This window comes from Gilliamella sp. BG7 (assembly GCF_046635565.1).
In the GTDB taxonomy this organism is placed as follows: domain Bacteria; phylum Pseudomonadota; class Gammaproteobacteria; order Enterobacterales; family Orbaceae; genus Gilliamella; species Gilliamella apicola_P.
In genome coordinates, this window is the sequence record NZ_JBIDFB010000006.1 from 1 (window position 1) to 14,397 (window position 14,397).

The window sequence follows — 14,397 nt, forward strand, 5'->3', positions numbered from 1 at the left end:
TTGCCGTGTTTTGCAACAATGGGGATTACTTAGTTTAAGATTGCATAGTAAAGCCGCACGTAAATTCAAGTATAAAAACAGATATGGCTCATCGCAATATTGCGCCCAACACGTTAGATAGGCAATTTAACCCTGATAAGCCTAATAAAACATGGGTAACCGATATTACTTATATTAAAACGGGGGAAGGTTGGTTATATTTGTCGGTGATTATTGATTTATATGGACGAAAAGTGATTGCAAGGCAAACCAGTCGCTACATAGACCGCCATTTAGTGTGTAATACATTAAAACAAGCCTTATTTCGGCGTCACCTTCCTAAAAATGTACTCATTCATAGTGACCAAGGAAGCCAATATTGCAGTGCTGATTTCAAACAATTATTATTACAATATGGGCTAAGACAAAGCATGAGTCGAAGAGGAAACTGCTTTGATAATGCGATTGTTGAAAGTTTTTTCCATACACTCAAAACACATATTATTCATGAATGTTACTACAAAACGAGGAAACTGGCTAATAAAGCACTATTTGAATATATTGAAATCTATTATAATCGGATACGCCGTCATTCAGCCAATGGCTGGGTATTACCTGAACAATATGAACAACAATATTACCAAAACGAAAAAATGATAGAGGCGGGCACTGTCTAATATTCTAGCGAGGATCACATTGGATACAGATTATCAAGTGGACGATTTTGCCACTCAATCACTTGTTCTTTCACTGAATCGGTCACTTTCGAAATGAGAGTTAGAGAGTACATTGCTTTGAAAGTGTTCGTAATTTCCCTTATGGCCATGCCTTTAGCATACAAAAGTAAGATTTGATGATTGATTTTATCGATTTGCGTTCGATGTTTTTTGACGAACTGTAGCTCAAAATCGCTTTCTCTATCATGCTTCTTCTGATTTTTTCACGTTCAAGATGCTCGGTCTTCTCAGTTTTCTTACTCAATAGAGTACTTTAAATATGAGCAAATACACAAATTGATTCATAGGTTAGGTCAATTTGCTCTACCACCATTTCTACATAATCGCCGTCTTTAAAACTTATATACTCTAATTTTCCTTGTACCTTTTTACTGCCTAGCCATTTAAAAATCCTCTTTCATCCACATCTTGTTCAATTAATGCTAATGCTTCATCAATATCAATAATATAGTTGGTATTGTTATTAGCTTGTGAATCATTTTTGTTAATATCAAACATATCCTTTAATACTTCAGTTTCAAACGCGGTGGTTTGCTGTTGTGGAGTTTGATAAATATGACTTTTATTATGAGGCATTAAATATTTATCGGTACGCAACGCGCAACGTTTAAGCCAAGTTTCAAGATTATCATCAGATAGCATAGTAATCGCAAAATCTAATACCATTGCGATTAAACCTACCAAGCCACCAAACATCCATAAGACCAACAGTAGTCCAGAAATAGAAGCAATTTTCTGCACACCTACACCTTTACCTAACATTTTAATCATCCAGAATGTGAATCTAGTAGTTAAAAACCGCCGAAACCAGATAAAGTGATAGGAAAATCCTATAAGGGTATTAGCACTTACTATTACAAATAATGTAACAATTTTAGCCCTCAGCAACACCTTTAAAGTTGTACTATGACGCTTTTTATCACTTTCACCAAGTTGATTTATCTCATTTAAAATCAATAGAAAAGATGCAATCCCCCCCGATAATGCCTTACCAATACTAAATACAACATTCCTCATCCCTTTAAATGCCGCCGTTACCATTGCCATTAATTCGACGCTAGCCGCGACTAAAGCAAAACCAACAGAGGCTTTTAAGGTTAAAAAATATTCATTTTATTTTAAATTAGGGTGGGTTTTGCTTAGACTATTGAAATTATACAGCTCAAGCATGGCAACCACCGCTGCCATACACTTGGATTTCAGTGTGGTAGAAAAGTTTTTGGAAATGCCGAGTTCGGCATCGCTCGCTTTAAAAATAAAGTGTAAAAATTTATTAGCTTTATTTTGTGATAAGGTGCGGTTAACTACAATGTTAAGCCGCCGATCAAGGTTTTAACTATAGCATCGTTTAGCAATGAGCTCGCTTTGCTGATTGGGGCCCTTTTGCGCAATTCCCAGCGAGGATGATACCGTGGCGCATTAGCGGTGCCAAAGTTAGGACCTTGATCTAAGTTAATTATGGCTGCGATCATTTGGTATTCTAAATGTAAATAGGAGATCGCCGTTCCTTTTAATACCCCTGCCGAGGTTAACGATAGCATTTTATACATTGCAGTACTGACAGAATAAAGCACGTTAGCAAGTTGGTTAAATACCGGTTGTAATACGTTGGTTATTTTAGCGATCGTTTCTTCACCAGATGTGAATCCTTTAATTTTAATTTGAAAGGGATTGTAAAACTTTTTTGACTTGAATAAAATTTCTTTTATATTCCTATTGGGATCGTTACGCTCTAAATCGTCAAGGGTCATAATGACATCTTGTACTTTTTTAAACGATAACGATATTTTAGCGTAAGACAGTGAATCTAAATTGGTTATCAGTTTCTCAACCGATTTTTCGATAAGCGTTTTATTTTGATTCGACTTGACTGTAGTTACCACTTGGTCAATCATGCTAAGTAACTCATCATTATGGTAAGCAAACATACGCCATAACATGCCATTAACACTATCGATTTTGGGTTTGGCGTAGTCTAAACTGGTCATGGGTTGTAAAAAGGTGTTGCCTTCTTCACACTGTTCAACCCCTTGGGTTACTTTGTTGATAATAAACGCAAATAAAATGCCTTCAATATTAATTTTCCGTAAATCATCGAGATCTGCTTCATTGATTTAGCCCAATTTAAGGGATTCTTATAGTTTTTTTTCGAACTTTTCTTCCAATTTTTGAAGTTCAGGGGAATTGTCATTATCAAAATCATATAACGCATTACCGTCAATGTCTTTGTAAACAGTTGTGTAAAAATTACTGTCACGTATCCACGTGATAAGTTGTTTAACACGGCTTTGATATTTTTCTTCAACCAACTTTATCAATTCGTTGTGTTTGTCTTCAAATGGTTTAATATTAACTAACTCTTCATATTTTCGCAGATATTTTTTGATATCTTGTTCACACTTCGTTTTTAATACCGATTCTTGGCTGAAAAAATCTTTAACCGATTTGTTATACTGTTGTACTAACTCGTTTTGAAGCGGTTTAATTAACATTGCTTCACTCGGGCTTATGCAATTAAGTTTCTATTTTTGAACTAAATTTTCATAAATTGATATATTAAATACTTCACCACCGGCTTTTTGATATAAACTAAACTTATAAAAATCGTTATAGTAGCCATACCCATCAGGCTTACTGTAAAGTTGTTCACGGATTAGTGTTTCCAGCCCGCGACTAGTGCAATACATAAGTTTGTCGGGGTGATGTTCTATTTTGCCGTTTTTCATTACCTATTTAACATACTGGTTATTATGGTTCGGAAAGGAATAGTCTTTGTAATATTTTTTCATTACTGCCAAAGATTTTGCTTGCTCAATGTAGCCTAAGGCATCGTATTCTAATTTTCGTTCTTTCTGATAATGTAAAACAGGGACATAGGATTCGTTATAATAACCATTTAATTCGGTTGCAATACCCAATCGCAATAATCATCGTTTTTTTTCTTGGACTGTAACGCTCCATGGTGAGCGCTAAGTGTTTGCTTGAGTTTGATGTAAAATCAGTCCAAGGTTCACAGGTGCTGTTTTTGTCTAACATTTTTGCGTCAAATTGGTATTGTTGTTCACGACCTTTACTAAATTGTTCATTAAATTTTACCCATGCTTAGGCGTTTTCGTTGTCTTTATTGAAACTAAGGTATCGATTTTCATCATAAGGTAGCTGGTCACGGTTTATGTTAGGGTCAAAATCTAATATGCTTTGAATGTTGCTGTGGTTTGCTGTCCGTTGCTATTTAAGCCTTTGTAGTGCTCAGCATAACGATAGTCGGTACCATAGGTGGTGCGGTCTTTGGGTTGGGTGTTCATCTTGTTCTGGATAAGCACCTGTGCATCACGGTAGTTATAGTCTTGTACCTTGACTGAGGAGACTACCACTTCGCTATGCAAGGTGATATCCCACGCACTTTCAACGCCAGTATCTGCCATGCCACTGGGTTGTTTATAGTCGATATCAACCACCTGCGCATAACATTGCTCATAATCACTTAACACCATCACATCACAGTGGTGCTCAACGTGCGTTTCAAAGCGAAACCAAATCCCCACATCGGCCAATAAGCGTTGAATAAAGGCCAGGTCACTTTCTTGCCACTGAGTGATAAACTCCCGCTCAGGATAGCGGTCTTTTAGCGCTAAACGATAATCAATCCCCGTCAAACTATGACTGCGTAGTACTTCTTCAACCACACTGACCACACTTTAATGTTGAAATATTGCACTATTTTGCTCCATTGCCAATCTCGCTAAGCACAAAGATAATACCACCTGATAATGCGCTTCATCTTTATTGACCGATAAACTGACTAAATTCGGTAATCACCCCATGCAAGGTGCGTTTATTACTCAACGTGGGCAAGTCACTTAATGATTGAATAGCGAAAGTTAATGGTTTGTTGATAACAGGATTAAAGGTAAAGTGCGCTTTTTGGTTAAGGAAAGCATACGACGATAAGCTTTTGTCGGGACTGGTAAAACAAATCGTATAATATCAAGGCTGGTTTAACAATGCCTTTCTTTCAACATGCAAAACCGACATCGGCAAGCCGAATTTATCTACGGTTAAGGTAGAACGATTATGGCTAACATCACTCAAACCACCAAGTAATTTGTCAGCGAGTCCCTCACCTAATTGACCAACTATGTGATTAAGTCTGTTTTCCATATTGTTCTCCTTATTTCCTTATAATTCACTTATTTTATTTTTTATTATGTGATTCTTTTATCAATATTCCATTGTTTATTATTGCTATTTTAAGCATAATGGCAACACTAACGATTACGCAAACAGAGTATAAACTATTTTATCAAAAAATTTAACTTTTTTGATAAATACCGTTGTTTAATATCAATAATTTGTTGAAATGATTCGCGTTGATTACAGTAATTGGAGAAACTACTGTAATGAATATATATAAAAAAAGCACTAACTTTTATCTGCCCAAAATTAGTGTTTTCCCTATAAAAAACACACAGGTAGTTCTTTGTTTTTATTTTTATTTGTCTATTTTTTATAAATATAAATAAAACAAATAGTTATTATTTCTTATGCTAATATTTAGCCCCATTAAGGCGCTTATGCACCTTAATTAAATATGCTAACAATAAATATAGCTATTTGACTGTTTTTTCACTGCGCGATAAGCCTATAATTCCTGAGCGAACGGTTTCAACAATATTGCATGTTTCACGGATTGAGGCTAAAAATGAGTCTAGTTTTTCGCTAGTACCCGATAATTGTATGATATAATGTGTCGCAGTGACATCTACGATCGATCCTCTAAAAATATCAGCACAACGTTTAACCTCATCACGCGCCTGTGAACCTTTTGCTTCCACTTTTACTAGCATTATTTCACGCTCTACATGTGGTCCTTCGGTCAAATCATGCACACGGTAGACGTTGACGAGCTTATGTAATTGTTTTTGGATCTGTTCAATCACATGCTCATCGCCCGAGGTCTGGATTGTCATGCGGTGCATGGTTGGATCTTCGGTTTGCGCAGTGGTGATAGTTTCGATATTAAAACCACGTTGCGAAAACAAGCCGATAATTCGTGATAATGCGCCGGGTTCGTTTTCGGTTAAGATTGATAATATATAACGCATTAGGTTCTCTCCGTTTTACTAAGCCACATTTCGTTCATTGCACCACCTCGAACTTGCATTGGATATACATGTTCAGTTGCATCGGTCATTACATCAACAAAAACCAAACGGTTTTTAATTGCCAATGCTTGTTTCAGTTTAGGTTCCAGTTCCTCACGTTTCGTTATTACCATCCCAACATGACCATAGGCTTCTGCAATTTTGGCAAAATCAGGTAAAGATTCCATATAAGAACTTGAATGTCGTCCAGCATAAATCATATCTTGCCACTGTTTAACCATACCTAAAAAACGGTTGTTCAAATTTAAAACCACTATTGGTAAGCCATATTGCAATGCGGTTGATAATTCTTGAATATTCATTTGGATACTACCATCGCCTGTTACGCATACAACGGTTTTTTTAGGATATGCCAATTTGACTCCCAGCGCCGCTGGCAAACCAAATCCCATCGTGCCAAGGCCACCCGAGGTAATAAAGTGACGCGGTTTGTCAAATGGATAATAAAGCGCAGTAAACATTTGATGTTGGCCAACATCGGTTGTCACAAATGCATCGCCTTTGGTTAGTTTGTATAACACTTGTATAGCTTCTTGTGGTTTTATGCTTTGCCCTTCATGGTTATAAGCTAAGCAGTGACGTGTTCGCCAGTGTTCTATCTGTTTCCACCAATCAATTAATGCGTCAAGATCACGTTCTGTATTTGACTCATCTAACATAGACAGCAAAGTTTCAAGAACAACTTTTGCGTCTCCAACTACAGGAATAGAAGCAGATATAGTTTTTGAAATAGAAGTCGGATCGATATCAACATGAATAATTTTGGCTTTTGGACAATATTTTTCAACATTATTAGTTGTTCGATCATCAAAACGGGCACCGATTGCAAAAATTACATCGGCATTATGCATGGCCATATTGGCTTCATAAACACCGTGCATGCCTATCATACCAAGGTAATGTTTATCAGTTCCCGGAAAAGCACTAATACCCATTAACGTTGAAGCAACAGGTAAGTTTAGTTTTTCTGCAAGTGTCTTTATTTCATTACTAGCATCGGCGGCAATAACCCCTCCACCAATAAATAGCACTGGCTTTTTAGCCGATAATAACGTGGTTAATGCTTTTTTGATCTGTTTTTTATGGCCTTGAATAGTTGGATTGTAAGATCGCATTAAAACTGATTTTGGATAGTGATAATTGTATTTGTTAGCTGGATTAACAATATCTTTCGGTAGATCGATAACGACTGGGCCAGACCTCCCTGTCGATGCAATATAAAATGCTTTTTTGATGGTTTCTGGAATATCTTTACTATCTTTGACTAAAAAGCTGTGTTTAACAATCGGACGCGAAATTCCGATCATATCACATTCTTGGAATGCATCATTACCAATTAGGTTACTGGCAACTTGTCCAGACAATATAACTAGTGGAACCGAATCCATGTAAGCTGTTGCAATACCAGTAATAGTGTTTGTTGCCCCAGGTCCTGATGTCACTAAAACAACACCAACATTCCCAGTTGCTCTGGCGTAACCATCAGCCATATGTACCGCAGCTTGTTCATGACGAACTAATATGTGTTCAATGCCTCCTAACGTGTGAATGGCATCATAAATATCAAGAACACTACCACCGGGATAGCCAAATATCTGTTTTACTCCTTGGTCAATCAAAGATTGAATAACCATCTCCGCGCCTGACAGTTTTGCCATGGTTGTTGCCTCCAATGTAACTGATTAGTCATTTAGTGGTTTATTTTGCATCAACTTATAAACAAAATCAATTAAAGTCAATTGCCTAAGTTTCTTAAAGAAAAAATGTCCACTAATAAAATTAATTTTTAAAATATTATGAATATTATCCATAATCTATCTATTTTATTTAAATATTGCTAATTGATTTTATTGTTATTTTTTTATTTTTTATATAAACTCAGAAGATAAGTATTTCTAGCCATAACGGTACTAGGATTCTTCATTACCCAAAGGTACAAATATGAGCAATATTTCTTCTAAACCAACCTCTCTTGCTGACTGGCAATTAGTTAAAGTTACTGGTGAGGATAACCGTGCTTTTCTGCAAGGTCAAATAACCAACGATATTAACCGAATTTCAGAACAATCTACGCTTTATGCTGCTCATTGTGACAGTAAAGGCCGAATGTGGAGTACTTTATTGTTATTTCAACGAGGTAACGATATTTACTATATTGAGCGTAAAAGTGTTGTTAAAAAACAGGTTGCCGAACTAGCAAAATACGCTGTTTTTTCTAAAGTAACTATTGCACCAGTCGAAGATTTAAATATGGTCGGCTTGGTTGGGGATGCGATTCCCACTGAAATAGTAGGAAAATTAAGCGATAAAAACTGTTTTACTGAAAATAATATCACCTATATCAAACTACCTTTACCGCAAATGCGTGTTATTATGGTAACACCGGAGCCTATTTCTGAAGATTTACATCCATGTAGCGACTGGCTAAAACTTGATTTGCAAGCTGGTTACCCTATCATTGATAATGACAATATGGCAATATTATTACCACAAGCCTGTAATTTGCAATCTTATGACGCAATCAGCTTTGAAAAAGGTTGTTACTGTGGTCAGGAAATGGTAGCTAGAGCACAATTCCGTGGAGCAAATACTCGTGGGATGTATGTAATAAAGGGTACGAGTGATGTTCTACCTAAAATAGGTAGTACGCTTGAGTATAAACTTGCCGGTGGTTGGCGAGAAGGGGGGCTTGTGTTAGCTGCGGCAAAACTAGACGAAAAAGACGGTGTTTGTGTCCAAGTGGTACTTAATAATGGAATTGATTTAAATACGCCATTTAGAGTATATGGAAATGACAACAGCCGAATGACATTTTAATTGTTTTCAACTAATAAGCTGGAATAACACAATGTTTACTCCAGCTGTCGTTGGTATCTCGTTTTAACTTAGTTAGCAAGTTCTTGGTTAACAATTTCAACAAAATAGCTTACACCAGTTGTTAACACTTCATCATTAAAGTTAAAAGCTGGATTATGTAAATTAGCCCCTTTACCAGCGCCCAACCATACATAAACACCTGGAATTTTTTGTAGCATAAAAGCAAAATCTTCTGAACCCATTGAAGGAAGAGGATCAATAATTAAGCTATCTTGTCCCACAACTTTTTTAGCAGCTGCAATAGCAATATCGGCTTGTTTAGCATAATTGATTGTGGCAGGGTAACGACGTTGATAATCAACTTCGGCTTCGGCTCCAAATGTTGTGGCAATACCCGTTGCTATTTGTTTAATACGATTTTCAGCCATATCTTGTACTTGTTCACCAAATGTCCTAACAGTACCACGAATAACCGCTTCCTGAGGTAACACATTCCAGGTATCACCACTATGAATTTGCGTTACACTAACTACCAACGAACTTAAAGGATCAGCATTACGGCTCACAACACTTTGTAACCCATTTACGATTTGCGTAGCTGTCAAAATTGTATCTTTGCCTAGATGAGGTGCAGCGGCATGAGCACCAACACCTGTTATTTTGATCTCAAACACATCATATGATGCCATCATTGGACCATGATTAATATAAAAGTGATTTAACTCCATATTAGGCTGATTATGCATGCCATATACTGCTTCAATCGGAAATCGTTCAAATAAGCCATTTTCAACCATTACTCTGGCTCCGCCTTCGTTTTCTTCAGCCGGTTGAAAAATAAAAACAACAGTACCAGCAAAATCACGGTGTTCACTAAGATATTTAGCCGTTCCTAATAACATAGCAGTATGCCCATCATGACCACACCCATGCATTTTGCCAGAAATGGTTGAGCAATAATTAATATTATTTTCTTCAATAATATCTAATGCATCTATATCAGCTCGCAGAGCAATCCATCGTCCATCACGATTACCTTTAATAATACCAACAACTCCTGTTGGAGCAAAATCAGTATATAACTCGGTAATACCAAAGGATTGTAACTTTTCGATAATAAATTGCGTGGTTTTAACCTCTTCAAAGGCTGTTTCTGGATGGGCGTGAATATGATGACGCCATGCTATCATATCGGTTTTCAATTGATTAATGCTATTAGATATCATAAGTAATTCCTTATTTACTGAATAACTTGCAGTTCAACAAGCTAGCTAACAATATAACGCAATTTTTACTTTTATAAAAATAACTAATTTTACTATGGATATCAATTTTAGTTATATATTACATCTATTGAAAAAATAATAGCTTTATAAAATTTTAATACTTTCTTGATTAACAATAAATTGATTAAAACACAAGTTTTCCTGAAACTTTTTAACAAAAATAATAAATCACATAACCAGAAATTAATAAGAAAGGACCAAATGGAATAACTTTTGATTTTGGTTTATTGATCACATATCGCAAAAAAAGAAAATATATAATCCCTAATAAGGAAGCAAAAAATAATAACATTGGTAATAATGTATAAGGCAACCAAGCGCCAAGAGCGGCAAGCAATTTAATATCGCCTCCCCCTAATCCCTGTTTTTTAGATACCAAATAAAATAAAGTAGCAGGTATTTTTAATAATAGATATCCCCAAAAGATACCTAGCAAAGCATCGGTTAAAACGATGTTTGCCAAATCAAAATAGGCAAGCATTACACCTGTCCACATTAATGGTTGGATAAACAAATCTGGCAATAAATAGTATTTAAAATCGATTAAAGCTAAAAGTAAAAAATAACAACCAAGAATCATTAAAATACCGCTTTGATAATTGATGCTTTTATCAATATAGATAAAAGTAAATAAAACAGCGACAAATAATTCAACAATAAGATATTGGCATGAAATATTGGTATCGCAGTAATAACAACGTCGTTTTAATATTAACCAAGAAATAATCGGTATCAATTGCCAAGCTTTCAGCTTACTATGACAATGTGGGCAAGCAGATCGATGAAAACTAATTCGACATAAATATTGGTATGATGTCAGTGTTGGCAAATAACGATAATAAGCAACATAAACAAAGCTACCGATACAAAGACCTAAATAGTTAATAATAAATACTAACATTAGTGAATTACATCGCCCATTTGGAATATCGGTAAATACATAGCCACAATTAAACTGCCAATAATTAAAGACAAAACAAGCATTAATAATGGCTCAAATGCTTGCGATAAATTATCGGTTAAGGTTTGATTTTGTTCTTGATAATAAGTTGCTAATTTATCGAGCATTAAATCTAGTGTGCCTGACTCCTCTCCCACATGAATTAACTGTGAACATAAATTAGGAAAATATCGTTGCCCATGCAATACATGGCTAAATGAAAGCCCTTGCTCAATACCTACAATAATTTGCGAAATACTATCACGATAAAGAAAATAATTAGTAGTATTAGCCGCCGCAGTTAAACCAGTCAATAATGGTATACCTGCTTTTTGAGTGATTCCAATTGTTTGGAAAATCTGAGTTAAGCAAGTGGTTTGAATAATTTTTCCAATAAAGGGAAATTTTATTACTATCATTTCGATTTTACGTCGATAACGCACTTTTAAATAGCGCTGATAACAAAAATAACTAATAAAAAATACGATACACCAAATTAACCAGCTTTGTTGCAAATAACTCGAAAAATCAATAACACCTTGTGTAAAGGCTGGTAGTTCAGCATCGAAATTTTGATAAATATCTGAAAATTTTGGTAAAACAAATAATAACATCACCAAACTTGCCATCATTGCAATCAATAATAAAAACAACGGATAACGCATTGCTTTTTTTATACTTTTTTGTAGTTTGATTGATTTTTCAAGCAATAATGCTAACTGCTCAAAGCTTTCATCAAGCTGTCCTGTCAGTTCGCCTGTTGCAATAATTTCACAATACAAGGGGGAAAACACCAAGTGATGTTGCTGCAATACTTGAGATAAAAATTCGCCTTTAGTAACTTGTTGTTTGATATCAAGCAACAAATATTGCCAATGCGGTTTGGTTTGCTCTTGAGCAAGCAATTGTAATGTATCAATAATAGATAATCCCGCCTTTAACATGGTAGCTAATTGCTTGGTAATCAACAATAGATCTGTACGATTAAAACTACGTGCGGTAATAATTTTACCAGCTTTAATCTTAATGGCTATTTTACCTTGCAACAATAACTGCCGTTTAACCGCTTTTGATGACTCAGCAATGATTTTGTTTTGATTAAAATCTAAATCATACCAATAATAAAGCCTTTTCATGCCAAATCTCCCAGTACCCGATTTAATTCAGCTAACGTTGTCATACCCTGTATCACTAATTTTTGTCCTGCTTTTTTTAACGAAATCATGTTGGAGGATAAAATAGTTTGATTAGCTAACATTTGTCGTTGAATATCGGGGGTGATGACTAACAGCTCGTATAATCCAATTCTTCCTTTATAACCTCCAATACAATTAGAGCATCCTAAAGCCAAATTATGTGGTACATATTCATTGCCAAACATAACCAGCTCATTCGCTATTATCTTGCAATGTGGGCACAATTTTCTAACTAACCGCTGAGCGATGATTAATTTTAGACTTGATGCAAGCAGATAATTTTCAATGCCCATTTGCTTTAAACGTGTTATTGCCTCTACACTTGAATTAGTATGCAAAGTAGATAGAACTAGATGTCCAGTCTGAGCTGCTTGTATAGCAATTTCAGCAGTTTCACGATCGCGAATTTCACCTATCATCATCACATCAGGATCTTGCCGCAATAAGGCACGTAATACGATAGCAAAAGTCAGCCCAGCCTTAAGATTAATAGCGGTTTGATTAATGCCTTCTAAAGGAATTTCAATGGGATCCTCAACGCTACAGATGTTGCGTTCGATCTTATTTAGCCACTTTAATCCACTATATAACGTTACCGTCTTACCGCTTCCTGTTGGACCTGTAACTAAAATCAATCCTTGTGGATAGTTTAAAATTTGTTTAAATGTTAACAAATCAGTGTCGGTTAACCCCAAATCATTAATTGTTAATTCAGATTCATGGTTATCCATTACTCTTAAAACAATTTTTTCCCCATTCATTACAGGTAAAGTAGCAATACGCATGGTATAACTGTCAATAACGAGCTGGCCATCTTGTGGCAATCGATGTTCAGCTATATTTAATTGAGACATGATTTTTAGTCTTGCTGTTATCTGCTTAGCTAATGCAAGGGACGGTGACAACATATCATGTAAAACACCATCAATACGCATGCGTATACGATAACTATGTTGATAAGGTTCAAAATGAATATCCGAAGCGCGCTTATCTAATGCTCCAAGCAGCAATTTATCGATACTTTCGATCAACTGTTCTTCTTGCATAAAGGCATTTCCTTATCCGTCAATTTTAAAATACGAACATTAGAATTTAAAAATATCTTCACAAGCACTGGTTAAATTAGTATCTGTTGGAGATGTGGTACAAACTCGACTCCAATCTAAATTTCCATGAGTAGCATTGATTGTTGGTGTCAGTGTGGTAGTTAACCCTGTTAAGGCACTGGTCCCTACTAATGTAATGACCCCATTATCGACTGTAATAGAAGTAATATAATTTGTGGTTCGACTCGCAGGAATACCGTTAATACCATTACTACAATTGGTTAAACCGCCTTGCTCGACTGCACAAATTTCGACAGCTGTTTTATACGATGTCATTGTTTGCAACATATCGGTTAAGGCAGCTTTTTTTACATATCCTTGATAAGTAGGTACGCCGATAGCGGCTAAGATAGCGACAACAATAATTGCAATCATAAGTTCAAATAATGTAAAGCCTGATTGATTAGACATAAATACCTCGTTTTTTATTTAATGATTTAATGGAAGAACCTTTATAACAAAACAAAAGAATGGAATAATAACAAAACAGCAAAATTGGAAAGTAAAATCCTTAATGCTGTTAATTATTACGTTGTATGTTCAATTTTTGCGAAACAAATCGCAAAACAAACAATCCATACATCGGTTTATCAGATAAGTTTGGAGTCAATATGTCCCTAAAAATTGTTAATGGCTGGTTACAAGGTATAAAGCAGGTTGTTTCGCCTTTTTATAATGAACGGCCTGTTAATAAACCGATATCACTACTTGTTATCCATAATATAAGCTTACCGCCCAACCAATATGGTGGTCCTTATGTTGAGCAATTATTTACTGGTCGGCTCGATTCCAACCAGCACCCGTACTTTGCTTCGATTCATCAACTTGAAGTATCAAGCCATCTATTTATTCGACGTGATGGCGAAATTATTCAATTTGTTCCATTTGATAAACGTGCCTGGCATGCAGGAAAATCAATATTTGAAGGGCAAGAAAATTGTAACGATTTTTCGATCGGTATTGAAATGGAAGGATGCGATAACGATAACTTTACCGAACAACAATATCAGCAATTAGTAAATGTGACGTTATTATTACAACAAACTTATGCCATCAAAGGTATTACTGGCCATAGCGATATTGCCCCAGATCGAAAAACAGATCCCGGCCCCTGTTTTGATTGGCAACATTATCAGAATTTACTAACACAAAAATCGCAAGGACAAAAGCT

The 14,397-nt window shown here is 35.6% G+C and carries 15 protein-coding genes and 3 pseudogenes; 3 read left to right on the plus strand and 15 right to left on the minus strand.

Annotated features, from left to right (window positions below):
* Positions 1-656 (plus strand): annotated as a pseudogene (locus ACGH49_RS05340) (IS3 family transposase); the annotation flags it as partial.
* 17 nt (positions 657-673) lie between these two features.
* Here the strand turns inward: ACGH49_RS05340 and ACGH49_RS05345 are convergent.
* From ACGH49_RS05345 to ilvI, 10 genes and pseudogenes are all read right to left on the minus strand, one after another.
* A pseudogene (locus ACGH49_RS05345) lies at positions 674-901 on the minus strand (transposase); the annotation flags it as partial.
* 190 nt (positions 902-1,091) lie between these two features.
* Positions 1,092-1,763: a hypothetical protein gene (locus tag ACGH49_RS05350; RefSeq protein ID WP_411588517.1), complete on the minus strand. Its 672-nt coding sequence runs from the start codon at positions 1,761-1,763 to the stop codon at positions 1,092-1,094.
* A gap of 257 nt (positions 1,764-2,020) precedes the next feature.
* Positions 2,021-2,704: a hypothetical protein gene (locus ACGH49_RS05355; protein ID WP_411588518.1), complete on the minus strand. Its 684-nt coding sequence runs from the start codon at positions 2,702-2,704 to the stop codon at positions 2,021-2,023.
* A 147-nt stretch (positions 2,705-2,851) separates the two neighbouring features.
* The gene (locus tag ACGH49_RS05360; RefSeq protein ID WP_065606904.1) at positions 2,852-3,208 is read right to left on the minus strand and encodes a hypothetical protein; all 357 of its coding nucleotides are present in this window, start codon (positions 3,206-3,208) and stop codon (positions 2,852-2,854) included.
* 30 nt (positions 3,209-3,238) lie between these two features.
* Positions 3,239-3,442: a hypothetical protein gene (locus ACGH49_RS05365; RefSeq protein WP_065606902.1), complete on the minus strand. Its 204-nt coding sequence runs from the start codon at positions 3,440-3,442 to the stop codon at positions 3,239-3,241.
* A 157-nt stretch (positions 3,443-3,599) separates the two neighbouring features.
* Entirely contained in the window at positions 3,600-3,752 is a 153-nt protein-coding gene (locus ACGH49_RS05370) for a hypothetical protein (protein WP_411588519.1), read from the minus strand.
* A gap of 152 nt (positions 3,753-3,904) precedes the next feature.
* Positions 3,905-4,402: a contractile injection system protein, VgrG/Pvc8 family gene (locus tag ACGH49_RS05375; RefSeq protein ID WP_411588520.1), complete on the minus strand. Its 498-nt coding sequence runs from the start codon at positions 4,400-4,402 to the stop codon at positions 3,905-3,907.
* A 301-nt stretch (positions 4,403-4,703) separates the two neighbouring features.
* Positions 4,704-4,877, minus strand: a complete 174-nt coding sequence (locus ACGH49_RS05380; protein ID WP_411588521.1) for a hypothetical protein — start codon at positions 4,875-4,877, stop codon at positions 4,704-4,706.
* Positions 4,878-5,326: 449 nt separating this feature from the next.
* Positions 5,327-5,821, minus strand: a complete 495-nt coding sequence (ilvN, locus tag ACGH49_RS05385; RefSeq protein ID WP_065606896.1) for an acetolactate synthase small subunit — start codon at positions 5,819-5,821, stop codon at positions 5,327-5,329.
* Positions 5,821-7,539 (minus strand): acetolactate synthase 3 large subunit, encoded by a 1,719-nt coding sequence (gene ilvI / locus ACGH49_RS05390; RefSeq protein ID WP_411588522.1) that lies wholly within the window; start codon positions 7,537-7,539, stop codon positions 5,821-5,823. Before ilvI ends, ilvN begins: the two co-directional genes overlap by 1 nt.
* 283 nt (positions 7,540-7,822) lie before the next feature.
* On the opposite strand from ilvI, the gene ygfZ reads away from it, so the two are divergent.
* Complete coding sequence (gene ygfZ / locus ACGH49_RS05395; RefSeq protein ID WP_296209077.1) at positions 7,823-8,698, plus strand: tRNA-modifying protein YgfZ; 876 nt, start codon at positions 7,823-7,825, stop codon at positions 8,696-8,698.
* A gap of 68 nt (positions 8,699-8,766) precedes the next feature.
* Here ygfZ and ACGH49_RS05400 read toward each other — a convergent pair whose 3' ends face one another.
* The 5 genes from ACGH49_RS05400 to ppdD form a co-directional block, all read right to left on the minus strand.
* On the minus strand, positions 8,767-9,924 hold the full coding sequence (locus tag ACGH49_RS05400) for a M20 aminoacylase family protein (protein ID WP_411588523.1): 1,158 nt from the start codon (positions 9,922-9,924) through the stop codon (positions 8,767-8,769).
* Positions 9,925-10,135: 211 nt separating this feature from the next.
* Positions 10,136-10,885, minus strand: a complete 750-nt coding sequence (locus ACGH49_RS05405; RefSeq protein WP_411588524.1) for a prepilin peptidase — start codon at positions 10,883-10,885, stop codon at positions 10,136-10,138.
* Positions 10,885-12,060: a protein transport protein HofC gene (gene hofC / locus ACGH49_RS05410; protein ID WP_411588525.1), complete on the minus strand. Its 1,176-nt coding sequence runs from the start codon at positions 12,058-12,060 to the stop codon at positions 10,885-10,887. Before hofC ends, ACGH49_RS05405 begins: the two co-directional genes overlap by 1 nt.
* A complete protein-coding gene (locus ACGH49_RS05415; RefSeq protein ID WP_411588526.1) occupies positions 12,057-13,166 on the minus strand; it encodes an ATPase, T2SS/T4P/T4SS family in 1,110 nt (369 codons plus the stop codon). Before ACGH49_RS05415 ends, hofC begins: the two co-directional genes overlap by 4 nt.
* A gap of 39 nt (positions 13,167-13,205) precedes the next feature.
* A complete protein-coding gene (gene ppdD / locus ACGH49_RS05420; RefSeq protein ID WP_065606881.1) occupies positions 13,206-13,637 on the minus strand; it encodes a prepilin peptidase-dependent pilin in 432 nt (143 codons plus the stop codon).
* Positions 13,638-13,837: 200 nt separating this feature from the next.
* Between ppdD and ampD the strand changes: the two are divergent.
* A pseudogene (gene ampD, locus ACGH49_RS05425) lies at positions 13,838-14,386 on the plus strand (1,6-anhydro-N-acetylmuramyl-L-alanine amidase AmpD); the annotation flags it as partial.
* Positions 14,387-14,397: the final 11 nt, after the last annotated feature.

Coding starts and splice junctions, on each gene's coding strand:
- ACGH49_RS05350 (WP_411588517.1), bottom strand. CDS start 1,763: ATGGCAATGGTAACGGCGGCATTTAAAGGGATGAGGAATGTTGTATTT.
- ACGH49_RS05355 (WP_411588518.1), bottom strand. CDS start 2,704: ATGACCAGTTTAGACTACGCCAAACCCAAAATCGATAGTGTTAATGGC.
- ACGH49_RS05360 (WP_065606904.1), bottom strand. CDS start 3,208: ATGTTAATTAAACCGCTTCAAAACGAGTTAGTACAACAGTATAACAAA.
- ACGH49_RS05365 (WP_065606902.1), bottom strand. CDS start 3,442: ATGAAAAACGGCAAAATAGAACATCACCCCGACAAACTTATGTATTGC.
- ACGH49_RS05370 (WP_411588519.1), bottom strand. CDS start 3,752: ATGTTAGACAAAAACAGCACCTGTGAACCTTGGACTGATTTTACATCA.
- ACGH49_RS05380 (WP_411588521.1), bottom strand. CDS start 4,877: ATGGAAAACAGACTTAATCACATAGTTGGTCAATTAGGTGAGGGACTC.
- ilvN (WP_065606896.1), bottom strand. CDS start 5,821: ATGCGTTATATATTATCAATCTTAACCGAAAACGAACCCGGCGCATTA.
- ilvI (WP_411588522.1), bottom strand. CDS start 7,539: ATGGCAAAACTGTCAGGCGCGGAGATGGTTATTCAATCTTTGATTGAC.
- ygfZ (WP_296209077.1), top strand. CDS start 7,823: ATGAGCAATATTTCTTCTAAACCAACCTCTCTTGCTGACTGGCAATTA.
- ACGH49_RS05400 (WP_411588523.1), bottom strand. CDS start 9,924: ATGATATCTAATAGCATTAATCAATTGAAAACCGATATGATAGCATGG.
- ACGH49_RS05405 (WP_411588524.1), bottom strand. CDS start 10,885: ATGTTAGTATTTATTATTAACTATTTAGGTCTTTGTATCGGTAGCTTT.
- hofC (WP_411588525.1), bottom strand. CDS start 12,060: ATGAAAAGGCTTTATTATTGGTATGATTTAGATTTTAATCAAAACAAA.
- ACGH49_RS05415 (WP_411588526.1), bottom strand. CDS start 13,166: ATGCAAGAAGAACAGTTGATCGAAAGTATCGATAAATTGCTGCTTGGA.
- ppdD (WP_065606881.1), bottom strand. CDS start 13,637: ATGTCTAATCAATCAGGCTTTACATTATTTGAACTTATGATTGCAATT.